General features: G+C 67.3%; 17 protein-coding genes. 6 read left to right on the forward strand and 11 right to left on the reverse strand.

Going from position 1 to position 20,198, the window contains the following annotated elements:
• Positions 1 to 62 precede the first annotated feature (62 nt).
• Positions 63 to 848 (reverse strand): exodeoxyribonuclease III, encoded by a 786-nt coding sequence (xth, locus tag ACEN9H_RS14285; protein WP_413675581.1) that lies wholly within the window; start codon positions 846 to 848, stop codon positions 63 to 65.
• A gap of 188 nt (positions 849 to 1,036) precedes the next feature.
• Between xth and ACEN9H_RS14290 the strand changes: the two genes are divergently transcribed.
• Both ACEN9H_RS14290 and ACEN9H_RS14295 read left to right on the forward strand, forming a co-directional pair.
• On the forward strand, positions 1,037 to 3,436 hold the full coding sequence (locus ACEN9H_RS14290) for a TIM-barrel domain-containing protein (RefSeq protein WP_413675293.1): 2,400 nt from the start codon (positions 1,037 to 1,039) through the stop codon (positions 3,434 to 3,436).
• Positions 3,437 to 3,509: 73 nt separating this feature from the next.
• Entirely contained in the window at positions 3,510 to 4,727 is a 1,218-nt protein-coding gene (locus ACEN9H_RS14295) for a hypothetical protein (RefSeq protein WP_413675294.1), read from the forward strand.
• Between the two features lie 12 nt (positions 4,728 to 4,739).
• On the opposite strand, the gene ACEN9H_RS14300 is transcribed toward ACEN9H_RS14295, so the two are convergent.
• The gene (locus ACEN9H_RS14300) at positions 4,740 to 5,126 is read right to left on the reverse strand and encodes a cupin domain-containing protein (RefSeq protein ID WP_413675295.1); all 387 of its coding nucleotides are present in this window, start codon (positions 5,124 to 5,126) and stop codon (positions 4,740 to 4,742) included.
• Between the two features lie 147 nt (positions 5,127 to 5,273).
• On the opposite strand from ACEN9H_RS14300, the gene ACEN9H_RS14305 reads away from it, so the two are divergent.
• Entirely contained in the window at positions 5,274 to 7,625 is a 2,352-nt protein-coding gene (locus ACEN9H_RS14305; RefSeq protein WP_413675296.1) for a PAS domain S-box protein, read from the forward strand.
• Positions 7,626 to 7,634: 9 nt separating this feature from the next.
• On the opposite strand, the gene ACEN9H_RS14310 is transcribed toward ACEN9H_RS14305, so the two are convergent.
• Together ACEN9H_RS14310 and ACEN9H_RS14315 are read right to left on the reverse strand one after the other, a co-directional pair.
• Positions 7,635 to 8,009 (reverse strand): group III truncated hemoglobin, encoded by a 375-nt coding sequence (locus tag ACEN9H_RS14310; RefSeq protein WP_413675297.1) that lies wholly within the window; start codon positions 8,007 to 8,009, stop codon positions 7,635 to 7,637.
• Positions 8,010 to 8,100: 91 nt separating this feature from the next.
• Positions 8,101 to 10,935: a M16 family metallopeptidase gene (locus ACEN9H_RS14315; protein ID WP_413675298.1), complete on the reverse strand. Its 2,835-nt coding sequence runs from the start codon at positions 10,933 to 10,935 to the stop codon at positions 8,101 to 8,103.
• A 245-nt stretch (positions 10,936 to 11,180) separates the two neighbouring features.
• Between ACEN9H_RS14315 and ACEN9H_RS14320 the strand changes: the two genes are divergently transcribed.
• Together ACEN9H_RS14320 and ACEN9H_RS14325 are read left to right on the forward strand one after the other, a co-directional pair.
• Entirely contained in the window at positions 11,181 to 12,098 is a 918-nt protein-coding gene (locus ACEN9H_RS14320) for a PLP-dependent cysteine synthase family protein (protein ID WP_413675299.1), read from the forward strand.
• A 23-nt stretch (positions 12,099 to 12,121) separates the two neighbouring features.
• Entirely contained in the window at positions 12,122 to 12,661 is a 540-nt protein-coding gene (locus ACEN9H_RS14325; RefSeq protein ID WP_413675300.1) for a hypothetical protein, read from the forward strand.
• Here ACEN9H_RS14325 and ACEN9H_RS14330 read toward each other — a convergent pair.
• Positions 12,640 to 12,906, reverse strand: coding sequence for a cupin domain-containing protein (locus tag ACEN9H_RS14330; RefSeq protein ID WP_413675301.1), 267 nt, complete (start codon positions 12,904 to 12,906; stop codon positions 12,640 to 12,642). The genes ACEN9H_RS14325 and ACEN9H_RS14330 overlap by 22 nt on opposite strands.
• A gap of 104 nt (positions 12,907 to 13,010) precedes the next feature.
• Positions 13,011 to 14,381 (reverse strand): amino acid permease, encoded by a 1,371-nt coding sequence (locus tag ACEN9H_RS14335; protein WP_413675302.1) that lies wholly within the window; start codon positions 14,379 to 14,381, stop codon positions 13,011 to 13,013.
• A 213-nt stretch (positions 14,382 to 14,594) separates the two neighbouring features.
• Between ACEN9H_RS14335 and ACEN9H_RS14340 the strand changes: the two genes are divergently transcribed.
• The gene (locus ACEN9H_RS14340; protein WP_413675303.1) at positions 14,595 to 17,195 is read left to right on the forward strand and encodes an EAL domain-containing protein; all 2,601 of its coding nucleotides are present in this window, start codon (positions 14,595 to 14,597) and stop codon (positions 17,193 to 17,195) included.
• A 221-nt stretch (positions 17,196 to 17,416) separates the two neighbouring features.
• On the opposite strand, the gene ACEN9H_RS14345 is transcribed toward ACEN9H_RS14340, so the two are convergent.
• From ACEN9H_RS14345 to ACEN9H_RS14365, 5 genes are read right to left on the reverse strand one after another with little or no spacing between them, the layout of a single operon-like run.
• On the reverse strand, positions 17,417 to 18,118 hold the full coding sequence (locus tag ACEN9H_RS14345; protein ID WP_413675304.1) for an MBL fold metallo-hydrolase: 702 nt from the start codon (positions 18,116 to 18,118) through the stop codon (positions 17,417 to 17,419).
• Positions 18,119 to 18,589 carry a DUF6691 family protein gene (locus tag ACEN9H_RS14350; RefSeq protein WP_371770321.1) on the reverse strand — a complete coding sequence of 157 codons (471 nt, stop codon included), beginning with the start codon at positions 18,587 to 18,589 and terminating at the stop codon, positions 18,119 to 18,121.
• Between the two features lie 21 nt (positions 18,590 to 18,610).
• The gene (locus ACEN9H_RS14355) at positions 18,611 to 19,045 is read right to left on the reverse strand and encodes a YeeE/YedE family protein (RefSeq protein ID WP_413675305.1); all 435 of its coding nucleotides are present in this window, start codon (positions 19,043 to 19,045) and stop codon (positions 18,611 to 18,613) included.
• A 2-nt stretch (positions 19,046 to 19,047) separates the two neighbouring features.
• Positions 19,048 to 19,368 (reverse strand): ArsR/SmtB family transcription factor, encoded by a 321-nt coding sequence (locus ACEN9H_RS14360; protein WP_056132926.1) that lies wholly within the window; start codon positions 19,366 to 19,368, stop codon positions 19,048 to 19,050.
• Between the two features lie 39 nt (positions 19,369 to 19,407).
• Positions 19,408 to 20,172, reverse strand: coding sequence for an OBAP family protein (locus tag ACEN9H_RS14365; RefSeq protein ID WP_413675306.1), 765 nt, complete (start codon positions 20,170 to 20,172; stop codon positions 19,408 to 19,410).
• Between the last annotated feature and the right edge of the window lie 26 nt (positions 20,173 to 20,198).

A 20,198-nucleotide genomic window follows, 5' to 3' on the forward strand; every position in this document is an offset into this window, starting at 1 on the left:
CTTTGATATACGGGATTCTGTAGTTCAGTATGGGTTCCCGCCTTCGCGGGAACGACGTGGCCTTACGCCAACTTCGGCCAGTCCAACTCCACCCAAGTGGGCGCATGGTCGCTCGGCTTCTCGCGCCCGCGCACGTCGCGGTCGACGCCGGCCGCCTTCAGCTTCGGGGCGAGGGCCGGGCTCAGCAGCAGGTGGTCGATGCGCAGGCCCGCGTTGCGGCCGTACGCGTCACGAAAATAATCCCAGAATGTGTAGATGACTTCGCCGGGGTGCGTCGCCCGGAGGGCATCCGTCCAGCCCTGGTCGAGCAGGCGCTGGTAGGCCGCGCGCGTCTCCGGGCGGAACAGCGCGTCGTCGAGCCAGCGTTCCGGCTTGTAGACGTCCAGTTCCGTCGGCATCACGTTATAGTCGCCCGCGATGACGACGGGCGCACCCGTGGCGATCAGTTCCTGCGCGCGCAGCCGCAGGCGTTCGAACCAGCGCAGTTTGTACTCGAACTTCGGGCCCGGCGCTGGGTTCCCGTTCGGCAGGTACAGGCAGGCGACGAGGATGCCGTTCACGGCCGCCTCGATGTAACGGCTCTGCTCGTCGTCGGGGTCGCCCGGCAGGCCGCGCTGGAGTTCCTGCGGCTCGGCGCCGCGCGCGAGGATCGCGACGCCGTTCCAGCTTTTCTGGCCGTGCCAGATCGGACAATAGCCGGCCGCGCGGATCTCCATCTCGGGAAATTTTTCCTGCGGCGCCTTCAGCTCCTGCAGGCACGCCACGTCGGGCTGCGTCTCCTCGAGCCATTGGAGCAGGGCGGGAAGGCGGCTGTTGATACCGTTGACGTTGAAGGTGGCGATGCGCATGGGGTCTCTCATGGGTTGTCGTTGCCGCTATTCTGACCCGAGAACGCCGCGGCCGCCGCACGACGCGACTAAGTAGTCAAACTACGTAATATTTTCGTCGAATTTTACCAAATCACCCGGAGGATGTAGCATTTCTACGTGAACGAGTTAAAATTCCCGTATTCCAACAACGACAACGCCCGGAGACCATGAAACCCATTCCCCATGCCGTCCTCGCCCTGTGCCTGCTCGCCGGCCTACCGGCCCATGCGCAGAACGCGGACCGCACCTACCTCGGCTACCGCAACGACAACGGGACGCTGAACATCGCCACCAGCGACGGCCGCTACCTGATCCGACCCTACGACGCCAACATCGTCGAGACGAGCTTCGTGCCGCGCGGCGAGACGTTCGACCCGGCGTCGCACGCCGTCGTGCTGAAGCCCGGCCAGGCGCAGGCGACGATCCGGGAAGCGGACGGGCGCATCCAGCTGGTCACGGACGGCATCACGGTCACGGTGGAAAAATCACCGCTGCGCATCAGCTATGCCTACAAGGGAAAACCGCTCGTCGCCGAAAAGGAGGGCTATGGCCACGCGGGAGAACTGGAAAGCATCGAGTTCGCGCTCGCGGGCGACGAGGCGCTGTACGGCGCCGGCTCGCGCGCCGTCGGCATGAACCGGCGCGGCAACCGCTTCCGGCTGTACAACCGGGCGTCGTACGGCTTCGGCAACCGCGCCGACCAGATGGGCTATGGCATCCCGATGGCCGTGTCGTCGCACAAGTACGCGATCCACTTCGACAATCCGCAGGCCGGGTGGCTCGATTTCGACAGCCGCAAGGACGGCACCCTGCGCTACGAGGTGATGGGCGGCCGCAAGACCTACCAGGTGATCGCGGGCGACGACTGGGCGCAACTGATGGACGAGACGACACGCCTGACCGGCCGTCAGCCGCTGCCGCCGCGCTGGGCGTTCGGCAATTTCGCGAGCCGCTTCGGGTACCACAACGAGGCCGAAGCGCGTGCCGTCGTCGATCGATTCATCGCGGACGGCATCCCGCTGGACGCGATCGTGTTCGACCTGTACTGGTTCGGCAAGACGGTCAAGGGCACGATGGGCAACCTCGCGTGGGACCGCGACAGCTTCCCCCATGCAGAGGCGATGATGGCCGACTTCGACAGGAAAGGCGTCAAGACGGTGCTCATCACGGAGCCGTTCGTGCTGACGACGTCGAAGCGCTGGCAGGAGGCGGTGCAGCAGGGCGTCCTCGCCACGGATGGGCAGGGCAAGCCGTTCGTCTTCGATTTCTTCTTCGGGAACACGGGCCTCGTCGACGTGTTCAAGCCGCAGGCGCGCGACTGGTTCTGGAATATCTATAAAGACCTCAAGGCGGGCGGTGCCGCCGGCTGGTGGGGCGATCTGGGCGAGCCGGAGACGCATCCGTCGGCCGCGCGCCACGCCACCGGCACCGCGGACCAGGTCCACAACATCTACGGCCACGAATGGGCGAAGCTGATCGCCGACGGCTACGCGCGCGACTTCCCGCAGGAGCGGCCGTTCATCCTGATGCGCTCGGGGTATTCGGGCTCGCAGCGTTTCGGCATGATCCCGTGGTCCGGCGACGTGCAGCGGGGCTGGGGCGGCCTGCAGTCGCAGATGGAGATCGCGCTGCAGATGGGCATGCAGGGCCAGGCCTACATGCATTCCGACCTGGGCGGCTTCGCCGGGCCCGTGCTGGACGACGAGTTGTACGTGCGCTGGCTCCAGTACGGCGTGTTCCAGCCGATCTTCCGCCCGCATGCGCAGGAAGAAGTGCCGGCCGAGGCGATTTTCCGCACGCCGGCCGTGAAGGCGCTCGCGCGCGCCGCCATCCGCCTGCGTTACGCGATGCTGCCGTATAACTACACGGCCGCCTTCGACGACAGCCGCACCGGCATGCCGATGATGCGCCCCGTGCTGTTCGAGGATCCGGACAACGAATTCATGTCGACGACGGGCATCTCGTCCACGTACCTGTGGGGCCCGGACTTCCTCGTCGCCCCCGTCACGGAACCTGGCGCCACGCGCAAGGAGGTCTTTTTCCCGCGCAAGGGCAGCGTGTGGTTCGACTTCTACACGGACGAGCCGCACCACGGCGGCATCCTGGAGACGGTGACGCCGCGTCCGGACCGCATCCCGACTTACGTCCGTGCCGGGGCGTTCATCCCGCTCGCGCAGCCCGTGCAGAGCACGCGCGATTACTCGACGGCGAAGCTCGACCTGCATTACTGGCACGACGCGGGCGTGACGCAGGCGCAAGGCCACCTGTACGACGACGACGGCCACACCGCGCACGCGTTCGAAACGGGCAAGTACGAGCTGGTGCGGTTCTCCAGCAGGTTCGCCGACGGCCGCCTGGCCCTGACGATCGCGCCGGAACCGGGCGCCGCCGCGACACCGACCGCGCGCACCTTCGACCTGAAGGTGCACAACGTGGCGGCGAAGCCCCGCGCCGTGCAGGTCGGCGGCAAGGCGATCGCGTACCGCTGGGACGCGAAACGGCGCGTGCTCGACGTCAGGCTGCCGGCCGTGCGTGCCGCCGCGTTGCAGGTGGTCGTGACCCTGTAGTGCAGGCGCGCTCCGCCCCTGGGTTGAATTCGGTACACTGCTCCTCCGGGAATCCGGAATTGCGCACCGCACCATGAAGACCCAATTGTTGCAAGACTTCCAGGAAAGCGGATCGGCACCGTCGACGCCGCCATCTCCGCCGCCATCTCCGGCCGCGCCGCGCCGGCGGCCGGCCGTCTGGCACGGCCCCGGTTCGCCGGGGGCCGAATCCGGCGCGGCGTTCCAGAAGGCCGACCCCGGACCGGCGCAACGCGCGCCGGAAGTCTCGGCGCGCGGCAAGGGCGTCGCGATCGAAGCCCTGGCCGACCGCATCGCGCAAGCACGGACGGCGCAGCCTGCACCGCCTGCACCGCCGCCGCCCGTCGACGAGCCCACCGTGCCGGGCGCCGACGCCCGCCCGCACCCGGAGCCGCCGCGCCCGCCCGAACCGCCGCCGCCGGCCGCCGATCGCATTCCTCCGGTTGCCGATCGCATTCCTCCGCCGGTCGCCGATCGCATTCCTCCGGTCACCGATCGCATTCCTCTGCCGGTCGCCGATCACATTCCTCCGCCGGTCGCCGATCCCATTCCTCCGCCGGTCGCCGATCACATTCCTCCGCCGGTTGCCGATCACATTCCTCCGCCGGTCGCCGATCCCATTCCTCCGCCACGCGCCGACACGGGCACGATCCCGCGCCCCGTCCAGCCGGACATCGAAGCGGAATGGCTCGCCGCGCGCCTGCGCGAGGAAGCGGCGGCGCGCGAGGCGCCGGCCTGGACGAGCATGTGGAAACGCCGCCTCGTCACGTGGAGCATCGCGGGCGGCCTGCTGGCCGGCCTGGCGGCGGGCGGCTTGTGGCTGTACGAGGAAAACCGGGTCGAGGATGCGCTCGTCGTCGTGGCGAACACGTCACCGGCTGGGCAGCCGTCGGCGGCGGCCTTCGTTGCGCGCGCGCCGGCGCCTTCACCGGTACCGGTGCCGGTGCGGCCCGCCGTCGCGCCGGAACCCGTAAAGCCGGTGCCCGATGAGCCCGTCGCCCCCGTCATCGAGGACAAGGCGCCCGCCGCGGCCCCGGTCGACGTCACGCCGCCCCGGCGCGCGGCGCGCCAAAAGACGACCGTGAAGAAACAGGGCGCCGCGAAGGCGCGCCGCACGGCGGCCAAGGAGACGCCTCCGGTCGCCGCCGACCCGTCGCCGCGCCAGCGCCGCGAAGAAACCCTGATGCAATGCCGGGCCCATGGCTATGACGCGCGCCGGTGTATCGAGCGCGCCTGTACGATGACGCGCTACGGCCTCGCGTGCAAAGGGTAGACGGGCGCGGAATCAGTGGCCGTGCTGTTTTTCGTATTCGTCCGCCTCGGCCTTGGTGGCGTGCACGATGCCGTCCGGGTGCTCGGGCGGGGTGTACAGCGTGTACAGGCGCATCGGCTCGCTGCTGGACGTGTTGATGACGTTGTGCTCGGTCCCGGCCGGGATGACGACGGCGACGCCGTCCTCGAGCTTGTGCTGTTCGCCATCCAGGATCGCGACGCCCTGTCCGGCCTCGACACGGATGAACTGGTCGTGGCCCTCGTGCTTTTCGAGGCCGATTTCCTCGCCGGGCTGCAGGGTCATGATGACCAGCTGGCTGCGCTGGGTCGTGTAGAGGACTTCCCGGAAATTATTCCCGGCAAGCGTTTTTTCTTCGATGTTGATGCTGTAACCCGACATGACGTTCTCCATGAAGTTGTCGTCCGCATTGTAGCGGATAGCGTGATCCGATACCCAATGTTGCCAACGCGGCCATAAACGTTTCATTGCGTGCATGAGTGTTTCCACAATGTTAGAATGAGATCATGAACGTTTGACCTTTCCGATATGACTTCCGACTTCACCACGCAGCGCCGCATGCAATTGTTGATCGAACGGGTCGCCGATTACGCGATCTACATGCTGAATCCCGACGGCACGGTCGCAAGCTGGAATGCCGGCGCGCGGCGCTTCAAGGGGTACACGGAGGCGGAGATCCTGGGCCAGCATTTCTCGCGCTTCTACACGCCGGCGGACCGCGCCGCCGGCCTGCCGGAACGCGCGCTCGCCACGGCGCTGGACAAGGGACGGTTCGAGGCGGAGGGCTGGCGCGTGCGCAAGGACGGCAGCCATTTCTGGGCATCCGTCGTCATCGACCCGATCCTCGACGACGACGGCCAGTTGCTCGGCTTTGCCAAGATCACGCGCGACATCAGCGACAAGAAGCTGGCGCGCGAAGCGCTGCGCCGCAGCGAGGAGCAATTCCGCCTGCTCGTCGACAGCGTGATCGACTACGCCATCTACATGCTGTCGCCGGAAGGCCTCGTGACGACGTGGAACGCGGGCGCCCGCAACATCAAGGGGTATGCGGCGGACGAAGTCATCGGCACGCACTTCGGCCGCTTCTACACGGACGAAGACCGGGCCAACGGCCTGCCGGACCGCGTGCTGGCGACGGCGCGCGAACAGGGCCGCTACCACGGCGAGGGTGTGGGGGTGCGCAAGGATGGCTCGCGCTTCCGCGCCGACGTCGTCGTGGACGCCATCCGCGACGCGGACGGCCGCCTCGTCGGCTTCGCCAAGATCACGCGCGACGTCACGCAGCGCGTGCAGCTGGAAGAGGCGCGCCAGGCCTTGCAGCATGCCCAGCGCCTGGAAGCGGTCGGCAAGCTGACGGGCGGCGTCGCGCACGACTTCAACAACATCCTGCAGGTGATCGGCGGCAGCCTGCAACTGCTGGGCGGGACGGTGGCCGGGCTGCCGGCCGCGCAGCGGCACCTGCAGATGGCGCTGGCCGCCGTCGACCGCGGCGCCAAGCTGTCGTCGCAACTGCTCGCGTTCGCGCGCCGCCAGCCGCTGCAGCCTTATGTGCTGAACCCGGGCCGCGTCGTGCGCAACATGGAAGACCTCGTGCGCCGCGCCGTCGGCGAGCACGTGGAAGTCGAGACCGTCGTCTCGGCGTCGCTGTGGAACGCGACGCTCGACCCGCACCAGCTGGAAAACGTCGTGCTCAACCTCGCCATCAATGCGCGCGACGCGATGCCCGGCGGCGGCAAGCTGACGGTCGAACTGTCCAACACGATGCTCGACGACACCTACGTCAGCGCCGCGCACGAGGTGCCGCCGGGGCAGTACGTGCTGCTGGCGATCTCGGACACGGGCACCGGCATGGCGCCCGAGGTGCGCGAGCGCGCCATCGAGCCGTTCTTCACGACCAAGGGCGAAGGGCAGGGGACGGGCCTGGGCCTGTCGATGGCGTTCGGCTTCGTCAAGCAGAGCGGCGGCCACTTCCGCATCTACAGCGAAGTGGGCCACGGCACGACGATCAAGGCCTATTTCCCGCGCGCGCTCGAGGCGGAGCAGACGCTGCCGGAGCCGGTCGCGAACGAGGTGCGCGGCGGCACCGAGACGATCCTCGTCGTCGAGGACGATCCGAACGTCCAGGCGACCGTCGTCGGCATGCTGTCCGAACTGGGCTACCAGGTGCTGCGCGCCGACAATGCCGAGTCGGCGCTGGCCGTGTTGAAGGCCGGCGTGCGCTGCGACCTGCTGTTCACCGACGTCGTCATGCCGGGCAAGCTGAAGAGTACCGAGATGGTGCGCCAGGCGCGCGCGCTGCTGCCGGACATGAAGGTCCTGTACACGTCCGGCTACACGCAGAACGCGATCATCCACGGCGGCCGCCTCGACCCGGGCGTGGAACTGCTGTCCAAGCCCTACCGCCGCGAGAAGCTGGCGTCCAAGGTGCGCCAGCTGCTGGGCGCGAAGGAGACGATGCCCGAGCCCGCACCGGTCGCGCCGGCGCCGCGCCAGGTGGCGTCCGCAGGGCTGCGCGTGCTGTTGATCGAAGACGATGCCCAGGCCCGCGAGCTGTACCGGGACATCCTGCTGGCGGCGGGCTTCCAGGCCGACGAGGCGGCCACGGCCCAGGACGCCCTGGCGCAGCTGGCGCGCGACCGCTATCACGCGGCCGTCGTCGACTACAGCCTGCCCGACCTGGACGGCCTCACGCTCGCCCGGCGCATCGTGGAACGCCATCCTGGTGTCGCGATCGTGTTCGCGTCCGGCTACGGGAGCCTGGTCGCGGGCGCAGCGGACGTCACAGCGCGCGTGCTGACGAAACCGTTCACGGATCTGCAGCTGAAGCAGGCGTTGCTGGCCGCGGTGGCCGAGCGGCGTGACGCGTCACGCCGCGCCTGAGCGGTCGCCTCAAACGCGGATATCGCCGAAAAAGCCCAGTTGCAGGCTCGATGCGATGCGCTGGGCGACTTCCAGGGCCTCGGTCGCGCCGTCGATGCCGAACACGTCGATTGCCGTCAGCCGGAACAGCGTGAGCCAGCGGACGAAGTGCTCCGTCTCGATGCCCGCAAGGGCCATGTGCTTGCCGAAGACATTCCCCTGGAATTCGCCGGTGCCGAGCAGGACCTTGGTCCAGAACGCGTACATGCGCGGCATGTGCTCGTGCCACCGTCCGGCGAGTTTCGCTTCGAACACGGGGGACAGCACGGCATCGTCGCGCACGCGTGCGTAAAACGTGTCGACCAGGCGGATGATCGACGATTCGGTGATGGCGGGAGAGGGCATGGCTTGCTCGGGAACGACGTGATGTGGATGATTCTAGCAAATATGCATCCAATATGCACCTTCAACGTCCCCGGCCATGCCCCCTTCGGACTTACTTGCTGGCGGTCTTCACGTCGGCCTCGGGCAGAAGGACGACCTGGACATAGTTGTCCTTGTCGAAGTAGCGCTGCGCGGCCGTGCGTACGTCCGCCACCGTCAGTGCGTCGACCTCGTCCATGACCGTCAGCAGGTGCGACAGCGGCGTGCCGTCGAGCAGGGACACTTTCACGCTCTGCAGCCAGTACCCGTTCTCGTGCTGCGAACGCTCGTGGACCACGCGCCAGTTGGCCTTGACCTTGTCGAGTTCCGCCTGCGTCGGGCCGTTGGCCTTGACGCTGTCGATCTCCGCGAACAGGGCGGCGACGAGCTGGTCGACCTTTTCGGGGCCGGTCGGCAGCTGCGCGCTGATTTCATAGTGCTGGTACGGGATACGCTGCACCGCGCCGGCCATCTGGCCCGAATAGATCAGGCCGAGCTTCTCGCGCAACACCGCGTTCACACGCAGATTCATCACCTCGATGAGGGCACTCATGCGCAGCGCCTCGGCCGGCGACCAGGCCGCCGGACCGGAAAACGTCAGCGACACGACGCTCTTGGGCTCCGTGCCCGCATGGACTTCCTTCTTGACGACGCCTTGCGCGATGCGCAGGCCGACGTCGCGGTAGGCGAGCGGCAGGTCGGGCGTCGGCAACGTGCCGAGGTAGGCGGTCACGAGCGGCTTGATGGCCGCCGGATCGAAGTCGCCGACGACGACGAACGTCAGGCCCTTCGCGCTGGCGAAGCGCTGGCGGTACACGGCGAGACTGCGGTCGAGGTCGATCTTGGCGAGGTCTTCCTGCGTGGGCATGCGGCCTTCGTATGGATGACGGCCATAGAGCGTGTCGGCGACCGCTTCGGCGAAGCGCTGTTCGGGGGCGGCCGCGCGGTTGCGCACCATGTCGCCGAGCGCGCCCATGTACGCCTTGTACAGGGATTCGTCGCGCCGCACGCCGTCGAAACGCAGCCACAGCATCTGGAACATCGTCTCCAGGTCTTCCGCACCGCTGGCCGACTGGCCGCCGATCTCGTCCGTGTAGTCGGACATCCCGAGCGTCACCCCCGCGCGCCGGCCCGCGAGCATCTTCATCAGGTCCGTGGGGGCGAAGTCCTTGATGCCCATCGACATGGCCAGCCCCGTGGCGGCGCGCGCGTTCGGCAGGTCCTTCTCGTCGACCAGCGTCTGGCCGCCGTAGCGCACCGCGCCCAGCAGCACCTCGTCCTTGCGGAAGGCGGTCGGCTTGAGGACGACCTGCACGCCGTTCGACAAGGTCAGCCGGGTCAGGCCGAGCGTCTCGTCGCGCGTTTCGGTCACGATGCGGCCGGGCGCGGCGGGACGGTCCATCAGGCGCTGCGCGACCTTCTTCTCGGCGCGGTCGGTGACCGTGGCGTGCGCGGCCGCCGCATCGGCGGCCAGCAATTGATCCGTCGTGGGCGCGGGGCCGGCCTTCGTATTGCCGGCGAACACGACGAGCTTGCCGGCATCGGCCGGGAACGCCTTGCGCGCGGCCGCATTGAGGTCGGCGACCGTGATCCCAGGCAGCAACTCCTGCACGACATGGAACTCGGCCTCGATGCCCGGGATGCTTTCGCCGGCGAGGAAATTGCGCTGGTATTCGGCAACGTATTGCCCGGAATCCGTCGTGTCCCGTTGCTTGACCGCGCTTTCCATCCCGTTCAGGACGACTTTGCGGACACGCGCCAGCTCCGCTTCGCTGAATCCGAACTGGCGGACCCGCTGCATTTCCTGCTCGACGGCCGCGACGGCCGGGACCACGCCGCCCGCACCCACGGCGGCGCTGATGGAGAACGCCTTGTGGCGCGCGGTCACCGGGATGGTGCGGCCGCCCGCGCCGAGGAAGGGCGGATTCGCCTGCTGCGTCAGCTCGCCCAGCCGCAGGCTCAGCAGGATGGCCGCGAGATTGTCCACGACCTTGGCGCGGTAGCTCCCGTATGTCCCGAGGTCCGGCTCGAGCCGGACGGGGTAGTTCAGCTCGACGGCACTGTGGGCCATTTCCTCGTCGGCGAACACGAACGCTTCCGTCCGCGTTCGTGCGGGAATGTCGGCGTACGTCCGGGGGCGCGGCTGCGGCGGATTGGCCAGCCCGGCGAAGTGCGCCTTGACCAGGCGCTCGGCCTCGGCCGGTTCGATGTCGCCGACGACGATCACGGCCATCAGGTCCGGCCGGTACCAGTCGCGGTAGAAGCGGCGCAGCGCCTCCGGCTGCGCGGTGCGGATCACGTCTTCCTTGCCGATCGGCTCGCGCAGCGCATAGCGCGAGCCGTTGTACAGCTTCGGCGCGAGCGCCTTGCGCAGGCGCTCCTGCGCGCCCTTGTGCAGGCGCGCTTCCTCGAGCACGATCGCGCGCTCCTTGTCGATGTCGTCCGCAGCCAGCGTGACACCGTGCGCCCAGTCTTCCAGCACCGTGAAGGCGGTCTCCACGTTCTCCTTGCGGTCGGTCGGCACGGGCAGCATGTAGACCGTCTCGTCCAGGCCCGTGTAGGCGTTCAGGTCGGCGCCGAACTTCACGCCGATCGATTGCAGGTACGAGACCAGTTCCTGTTTCTTGAAGTGCGTGGAACCGTTGAAGGCGAGGTGTTCGACCATGTGGGCGAGACCCTGCTGGTCATCGTCCTCGAGCGCGGAGCCGGCCTTCACCACGAGCCGCAGCTCGACCCGGTGCTCGGGCTTGCCGTTCTTCTGGATGTAATAAGTCAGGCCGTTCGCCAGCTTGCCGACCTTGACCTGCGGCCCGGCGGGAACGCGGGCATTGAGGTCGACGGCGGCTGTGGCGGGCAGCAACGTGGCCAGGGCAGCGGCGAGCACCGTGGCGCGAAACAGGAAGGGCATCCGTACATCCTTTGGGATCGTTATCAAGAGCAGCGAGCTTAGCAAAGGAACATGCTCTATAAATACACGGATTGTCACCTGGACATGGTATTTGCCCGGACGAACCCCATAGGCCACGCCGGCACGCCGAATGTCTTGCGGGAACGCACCCTACCCGGTTAAGGTAGGGGCCGGTTCAATCCGACGCCACGCGCCGGATTGTTGTGTTAGCCTTTCTCGGCGGCAATCTCACTGAAAGGAGCGGCGTGGAATCCCAAGTCAAATCGTCTGTGATGGACGCGATCGGCAACACGCCCGTCGTCAGGCTGGGGCGCCTGTTCCCCGGCCACGACGTGGTTGCGAAGCTGGAATACATGAATCCGGGCGGCAGCATCAAGGACCGCATGGTCCGGCACATGCTCAAGAGCCTGCCGGCCGGCACGGACCGCGTCGTCGAGAGCTCGTCCGGCAACACGGGCGCCGCGCTCGCGATGGCCAGTGCCGTGCTCGGCCTGCAATGCGACGTGACCGTGCCGCAGACCACGAGCATCGAAAAGATCAAGCGCATCCGTGCCTACGGGGCCGAGGTGCACCTGTGCGCGCCGGACGACGGCGTCGACCCCGCGGCCGGCTACCAGGCCGTGGCGGAGCGCCTCGCGCAGGGCGACAACGTCCACCACCTCGACCAGTACCGCTCCGCGCTGAACCGGGAAGCCCATTACCGCGACACGGGGCCGGAACTGTGGCGCCAGCTCGCGGGCGAGATCGACGTGTTCGTGTGCGGCATCGGCTCGGGCGGGACCATCTCCGGCATCGGCCGCTACCTGAAGGAACAGAAGCGCGACCTCGTCGTGCTCGGCGTGGAGCCCCGCAACTCGGCGTACCGCAAGCTCGTCACGGACACGCCCGCCGACGGGGCGTTCGCCAGCGTCGTCGAAGGCGTGGGCAAACGCCAGCCGTCCAGCAGCTTCGACCCGGCGATCGTCGATGACGTCGTGCAGGTGGCCGATGACGACGCGCTCGACTGGTGCCGCCGGCTGGCGGCGGAGGAGGGCATCCTGGCGGGCGGGTCCAGCGGCTGCGTCACGGCCGGCATCGCGCGGCTGCTGCCGCGCCTCGCCGGCAAGCGTGTGGCGACCGTGTTCCCGGACTCCGGCGTGTACTATCTCTCGAAATACTTTTGACTAGCTGATTACGGATCCGGACCGTGTCCGACCTCCTCGCCCTGCTCGGTGCCCGCATCCCGGCCAACCTGGCGCCGTTCATGCTGGCCAGCGTCGCGGCACCCGCCGTACGCGGGGTGCCGCACGGCCCGGACGTCCTCGCGCGCCGGCTCGGCTGCCCCTGCGGCAGTTGGGAACTGAAATTGCGCACGGCGCGGCGGCGCGAGCGGCGCGGGCTGTTCGGCCGCAAGACGGTCGCGGCGCCCGTCGCGCCCGTGCATGCCGCCTGCCCCGTGTGCGGGCGCGAGGTACTGTTGTTCGATCCGGCGCAGCACGGCTGGCATGGCCGTCATGGCGACGGCGTGCGGCCGCGCGCGGACGACGAGGCCTGGTTCGCCAATGCGGCCGGCGAAGTCGTCGTCGCGTATGCCTACCGCGCGGAAGACGCGTACCGCGCGATGCTGGCCGACGGCTGCCCCGACCCGCAGGACTGGTTCGACTGCTTCGCCATCGTGTTCCGCGCGGCCGGCGCGCAGCCCTTGCTGGTCCTGTCCGAAGAGCCCTACCGCCGGCTGGACAGATAGGCCACGCCGTCGGGCCCGTAACTCTCGCGATGCGGCTCGTCGCGGCGCAGGTGGAACACGTCGCCGGGCCGATAGATCTTGATCTCGCCGCCCGCGTGCAGGCGGATCTCGCCTTTCAGGATCAGCGCCTTCGCTTCGAACGGGTGCGCGTGATCGGCCAGCGTGCCGTTCGGCGCGCGCTCGACGAGGACCGGGTCCGCATAACCTTCCGCTTTCAGCGCATCGAGGAATTCCTGTTGTTCCATGCTGGGCTCGCAAGTGTTCGGAGTTCGTGAAGGCGGAGTGTATCACTGGTCCATGGCCACACTCATCCCTGTACGACGTTGCGAGGCCGGGCCGGCGCCCGGGATCACGACGTCGCGCGGGCGATGCGCGCGCGCCGGCCCTCGGCCGCACGGTACCCGATCGCCAGCACGACGAGCCACGCCGGGATCATCCACACCGAGACGCGCAGTTCCGGCGTGGCGTACATGATCGCGACGATCCCCGCGAGATACAGCAGGCATGCCCAGTTCGTGAGCGGGTAGAGGGGGCTCGGGAACGCCGTGCGCTCGCCCGCGGCCTGCTTCGCGGCGCGGAAGCGCAGGTGCGACCAGCTGATCATCGCCCAGTTGATCAGCATGCCGGCGACGGCGAGACCCATCAGGAGGCCCAGCGCCTTGCCCGGCACGGCATAGTTGACGCCCACGCACAGCGCGGTGGCGACGGCCGACACGGCCAGCGACGCCAGTGGCACGCCCCGTTCGTTCACGCGCAGCAGCGCGCGCGGCGCGTGGCCCTGCACGGCGAGGCCGTACAGCATGCGGCTGTTCGAGTACACGCAGCTGTTGTAGACGGACAGCGCGGCCGTCAGCACGACGACGTTCAGCACGTGCGCGACGACGCCGGCGTCCAGCGCCTTGAAGATCAGCACGAACGGGCTGGCGCCCGGCACGATCTGGTCCCACGGGTACAGCGACAGCAACACGGCCAGCGCGCCGACGTAGAACACGAGGATGCGCCACAGCGTCTGGTTCGTCGCGCGCGGGATCGAGCGGGACGGATCGGCCGCCTCGGCCGCCGTGATGCCGATGACCTCCAGGCCGCCGAACGAGAACATGATGATCGCCATCGACATCACGAGACCCTGGATGCCGTGGGCGAAGAAGCCGCCGTGCGTCCACAGGTTGCTGACGCCCGCCTGCGGTCCGGCGCCGCCGCTCGCGAGCAGGAACACGCCATAGACGATCATCGCGATGATGGCTGCCACCTTGATGACGGAAAACCAGAACTCGCTCTCGCCGAACGCGCGCACGTTGATGAGGCTGATACCGTTCGCGAGCACGAAGCAGCCCAGCGCCGACACCCACGCCGGCACGTTCGGAAACCAGTACTGCACGTAGATGCCGACGGCGGACAGCTCGGCCATGCTGACGAGCACGTACAGCACCCAGTAATTCCAGCCGGAGACGAAGCCCGCGAAGCGGCCGCAGTATTTGTCGGCGAAATGGCCGAACGAGCCGGCGACCGGTTCGTCGACCATCATCTCGGACAGCTGGCGCATGATCAAAAAGGCGACCAGGCCCGCGACCGCGTAGCCGAGCAGGACGGACGGACCGGCCAGCTTGACGGTTTCCGCGACGCCGAGGAACAGGCCGGTGCCGATGGCGCCGCCGAGGGCCATCAACTGGATGTGCCGGCTCTTGAGGCCGCGGTGGAGTGTCGTGTCGTCGGAAGCCATGGTGCCCGCTTGCTAAAAGACAAGGATTTTAAAGCAAACGGTGGCGGCTGTGACCACACGATCGCGAACTCGTACGCGAATATCGGGGCGGCATTTTGTCGCAAAAAGAGGGACTTGCAAAAACACGGCGGTTCGATCAATCTTGAACCGGACTCGTCACGGGACATCGGATGTCTTCCCGCATGTAATTGCAAGCAGCTGACCAGGAATATCATGATTCAACCATCAGACGCCGGATTTTCCGCGCTGTTTCACGCGCATCCGGTACCGATGTGGGTGTATGACCTCGAGACGTTCCGCTTCATGGCGGTCAATGCCGCGGCCATCGTCCATTACGGTTATTCGGAAGCGGAATTCCTGGCCATGACGCTCCGCGATATCCGTTTGCGCGAAGATCTCGAGCGGCTGGACGACAACCTGCGACAGCCGCCGGTACCGAGTATCGAGAAGTCCGGGATCTGGCGGCATGTCAGGAAGGACGGCTCCGTCATTCATGTGGAAATCACGTCGCATCCCTTGTGGTTCGAAGAGCGCGCGTGCAGGTTCGTCCTGGCCCACGACGTCACCGAGCGCCTGCTCGCGCAGGACAAGATCATGCGCCTCAGCCGGATCTACGCCGTGTCGAGTGGTGTCAATGCGGCGATTGCCCGGATCCATACGCGTGACGCGCTGTTCGACGAGGTCTGCCGGATTGCGGTGCACGTCGGCGCGTTCAAGACGGCATGGATCGGCGCGTTCGAGCCCGACGTGCTCGAGGGGCGTGTCGTGGCATGGTGCGGCGGCGAACGGCAGTACGTCGACCGGGTGCGCTTGACCTTGCGTGCCGACGGTATCGATAGCACAAGGCCGGCTTGCGTAGCGGCGCGCGACGGGCGGGCAGTGATTTGCAATGACGTCGCGACGGATCCCGGGTTGGCGCCGCTGGCAAGGGAAATGCTCGAGGAAGGGCAGCGTGCCGTCGCCGCGCTGCCGCTGGCGCCGGCCGGTCGCGTCGACGCCGTGATGGTGTTCATTGCCGATACCGCCGGATTCTTCGATGCGGAGGAAGTCAAGCTCCTCGATGACCTGGTCGGCGACATCAACTTTGCCTTGCAGTTCATCGACAACAAGGAGCGGCTCAGTTATCTGGCGTATTACGACGTGTTGACCGGACTGCCGAATGCCAGGCTGTTCGAGGACAGGCTTGGGCAATTCATCCACTCGGCGCAGGCAGGGCAGGATGTCGGCACGATCCTGGTGAATATCGATCGATTCACGCAATTGAACGATGCATTCGGCCGCCACATGGGCGACGCCCTGCTCAAACAGGTCGCACAGCGGCTGGACGAGGCGCTGCCTGGGGGGGCCAGCGTGGCGCGGATCGGTGGCGCCACGTTTGCGATCGCCGTCGCCGAACTGGCGCAGGACGCGGACCTCGAACATATCGTCGATGAGTTCATCCTGGCGACCATCAACCAGCATTTCCGGCTGGGGCCGCACGAAGCACGTGTCCAGGCGCGGGCCGGATTGGCGCTGTTTCCCCGCGATGGCAGCGATGCCGAAACCCTGCTCAAGCATGCGGAAGCGGCGCTGCAGAGTGCCAAGCGCCTGGGCGAACCTTATCTGTATTACTCGCCGGCGATGAACGCCTCCCACGCCGCCAGGCTGGCACTCGAATCGGAGCTGCTGCACGCGCTCGATGCGCAGGAATTCGTCGTGTACTACCAGCCACGGGTCGACCTCGTGAGTGGACGCGTCGTCAGCGCGGAAGCCCTGATTCGCTGGCGGCATCCACAGCGCGGACTGGTGTTTCCCGGCACCTTCATTCCACTCGCGGAAGAGGTTGGACTGATCGAGCCGATCAGCGACTGGGTTCTCGATGCCGTCTGCGCCCAGCAGGCGCGCTGGCTGCAGGGGAAGATCGACGTCGTGCCGGTCGCGGTCAACCTGTCGGCGGCGCAGCTCAGGAATGGAAAATTTGTACAGGACGTGACGGATGCGCTGTCCCGGCACCGGCTGCCGGCCCACCATATCGAATTCGAGCTGACGGAATCGATGGTGATGAATGACGTGGAGCTGGCCGCGGCGAATCTCCAGGCCTTGAAGGCGCTGGGTATCCAGTTGTCCCTGGACGATTTCGGCACCGGGCATTCTTCGCTCGCCCACCTGCAGCGTTTCCCGTTCGACGCCGTCAAGATCGATCGCGCGTTCATCCGCGACGTCAATGCCAATGCCGGGAATGCGGCGATCGCGACGGCGGTCATTGCGATGGCCCACAGCCTGCATTTGCGCGTGGTCGCGGAAGGGGTCGAAACGGAAGGGCAATTGCAATTCCTCCGCCGGCGCCGTTGCGACGAACTGCAGGGGTTTTACTTCAGCGAGGCGGTGCCGGCCGCGCAATTCGAAGCCATGCTCGTCGAAAAACCGCTGCTGACGCTCGGACCACAGGTCGATGAAGATACCCTCCTGATCGTCGACGACGAACCCAACAACCTGTCGACGCTGAGGCGATTGCTGCGGCGCGAGGGATACCGCGTGTTGACGGCGAGCGGAGGGCAGGAGGGCCTCAACCTGCTTGCCTTGAACAAGGTACAGGTCATCATTTCCGACCAGCGCATGCCCAACATGTCGGGGACCCAGTTCATGCGGGTCGTCAGGGAGCTCTATCCGGATACGATACGCATCGTCCTGTCGGGATTTACCGATCTCGCGGCGGTCACGGACAGCGTCAACCAGGGGGAACTCTTCAAGTTCATGACCAAGCCGTGGGACGATGGCGAACTGGTCAGGAATATTCGCGATGCGTTCCGGCTCCACAGGCAACGCAACGGCTAGGGCGCCGGTTTTACGCAACCCCGCCGCGGCGCCGCTTGCTGATCGGTTTCTGCACGCGAACTTGGGCCCCCGCCTGCGCGGGGGCGACGTTATTGCGCGAGCGCGACGTTATTGCGCGAGGGCGCCGTTATTGCGCGAGGGCGGCGTTATTTCGCGAAGGCGACGTTATTGCGCGGAGCTGACGTTATTGCGCGGAGGCGACGTTTTGCGCGGGGGCGACGTCATACGCCGTGCGGCAGTCCCAGGTTGCGATTCGCCGGCACGGCGATGTCGATCAGCTTCGGCTGCGGCAGGTTCAACCCGTTCATCAGCGTCACGAAATCCTCGCGCGACCGCCCCGACACGCGCGCGTTGTGCGCCTTCTCCCAGCCGATGGTCGACGCCGACTGGCCCTTGTAATCGTGCCCCGGCCACACGCGCGTCGCATCCGGCAGCGCGAACAGCTTATGCGTGATGCTGTCGTACAGCGCCGCCGCGCTGCCGCCCTGGAAATCGGTGCGGCCGCAGCCGTCGATCAGCAGCGTGTCGCCCGTGAACACGTTGCCGCGCCAGACGTAGCACATGCTTCCCGCCGTGTGGCCGGGCGTGTGGATCACGGCGATCGTCTCGGCGGCGCCGAAGCGGACGACGTCGCCGTCCTGCAGCTGTACTTCGGCGGGCGGGATGCCGCAGCCGCTCGGCACGGCGGCGCGGGCGCCCGTCAGCTGGCGCAGGCGGCCGGCGGAGGTCACATGGTCGGCGTGGGCGTGCGTCTCGAGGATGTACTCGAGGCGCAGGCCCAGGCGCGTCAGGTGGGCGAGGTCGCGCTCGACGTGCTGGTCGACGGGGTCGATGATGACCGCGGCGTCACTGCCGGGCGCGGCGAGGATGTACGTGAAGGTCGACGACACGGCGTCGAACAACTGGATCGGATTGTTGTGCATTCATTCTCCCGAAGGGCCGGCCGCGGCGCGGGTACCGCCGCGTTGGGCCTCGATGCCGGCGCGGATACGCTCGGCCACTTCGAATATTGCCATGCCGGCCACCATCGCCGCAACGAACAGGAGGGTGGAGCGTCCGCCGACGGCCAGCGCCGTCAGCGCCGGACCGGGGCAATAACCGACAAGGCCCCAACCGACGCCGAACGTGATGCTGCCCAGGACGAGGGGCGCGTCGATGCGGCCCGCGCCCGGTACGCGGATCTGGCTCCCGAACAGCGGCCGCACGCGCGTGCGCGCGAACCGGAAGGCGAGGGCGGCGACGAGGATGGCCCCGAGCATCACGAACAGCAACGACGGGTCCCAGGCGCCGGTCACGTCGAGGAAGGCGAGCACCTTGGCGGGATTGCTCATGCCGGACAGGATCAGGCCCCCGCCGAACAGCAGGCCGGCGAGGAAGGCGGTAACGAGGTTCATGACTTGGTTCCTTGTGATGCCTCAGCGCCCGAGCACGTGGCGCACGATGAAGACGGTGACGAAACCGGCCGCAAGGAAGCAGGCCGTGGCCAGCAGCGAGCGGGGCGACAGGCGCGCGATGCCGCACACGCCGTGGCCGCTCGTGCAGCCGTTGCCGAAGCGGGTGCCGATCCCCACGAGCAGGCCGCCCACGGCGAGCAGCGCCGGGGAATGGTCGATCTGCGCCGGCGGCATCGCGCGCATGCTCAGCCAGACGAGCGGCGCGACGAACAGGCCGAGAATAAACGTGACGCGCCACGCAATATCGCCGCGGGTCGGGCGCAGCAGGCCGCCGAGGATGCCGCTGATGCCGGCGACCCGGCCATTGGCCAGCAGGAGCAGGGCCGTGGCCAGGCCGATGAGAATGCCGCCCGCGAGCGATGCCCACGGGGTGAAATGGAGCCAGTCGATCTGCATGATCAGTCCTCCTTCGGACAATACAGCTGGTACAACAACTGCAGCACGGCCAGCGCTTCCGGGCTCGCCACGCTGTAGAAAATCTGCTTGCCGTCGCGCCGCGTGGCGACGAGGCCTTCCTGGCGCAGCACGGCCAGTTGCTGCGACAGCGTGGGCTGGCGGATGTCGAGCGCCGCTTCCAGCGCGCCGACGGGCTGCTCGCCCTGCGCGAGCTGGCACAGCAGGAGCAGGCGGTCCGGATTCGCGAGCGCTTTCAGCAGGCCGCCGGCCTGGGCCGCGGCGACGCGCATGGCGTCCGGCGGGAGAGTCGTGACGGTGTCCATGCGGTCATTCTATAAAACTACAATATATAAATCAATAGATTATTTGCTCGACGGCGGAGGCTGGCTGTCGACGACGCCCGGCATGTCCTGCGTCTGGCGCGGGAACTTGCCCTTCAGCGCGTCGACGCCGCCCTGCGGATGCGCGAGGGCCTTCAGGTCGGCGCGCGACTTGCGCCGGTCTCCGGTGTGGATCTTCATGCGGGTATCGCGCTCCTCGACCATGTTGGGCAGCAGCTCGCCGTCCCGGTTGAACGACCACGCGAGCATCGGCGCTCCCAGCGGCAGGGCGTCGCCGGGCTTGCCGTTGGCGCCCGTGTTCCACACATGCCACGTCTTGCCGTAGCTGTTCATCTTCTTCTTCATCAGCGCGTGCTCGGCCGCCTCGGGCAGGCCGGGCGCGATCAGCTGGCCGCCGAGGATCTCGCCGTTGTGCGGATGCCAGTACTGGCGCTCGTCCGGCGGCAGCCTGCCGTACAGCTTTTCCGAGATGATGTATTCGATGCCGTTCAGGTTGGCCGTCCGCGTATTGCCGTCGAACAGGGCGCATTGCGCAAAGTCCTCGTTGACCTGGCGGCAGAAGTGGTGGGCCTCGACCTGCATCTCCGGATGGTCCTTCATCGGATGAAAGCCGTTCAGGTAGATGTCGAACCCGGCCAGCGGCGCATTGCCCTGCAAGAGTTTCGCGCCCGCTTCGAGCGCGCGCGTGTCGCCGGCCTTCGGAGCGCCGGCCGGTTGCGGCTGCTGCCCGGCGGCAGCGGCGGAGATCAGGCAGCCGGCCAGGCCGGCCACGGTACGCAGCTTCATTTGAACCTCCCTGGTGGATAGATCGC

This window comes from Massilia cellulosiltytica (genome assembly GCF_047325105.1).
Lineage (GTDB): Bacteria > Pseudomonadota > Gammaproteobacteria > Burkholderiales > Burkholderiaceae_D > Telluria > Telluria orientalis.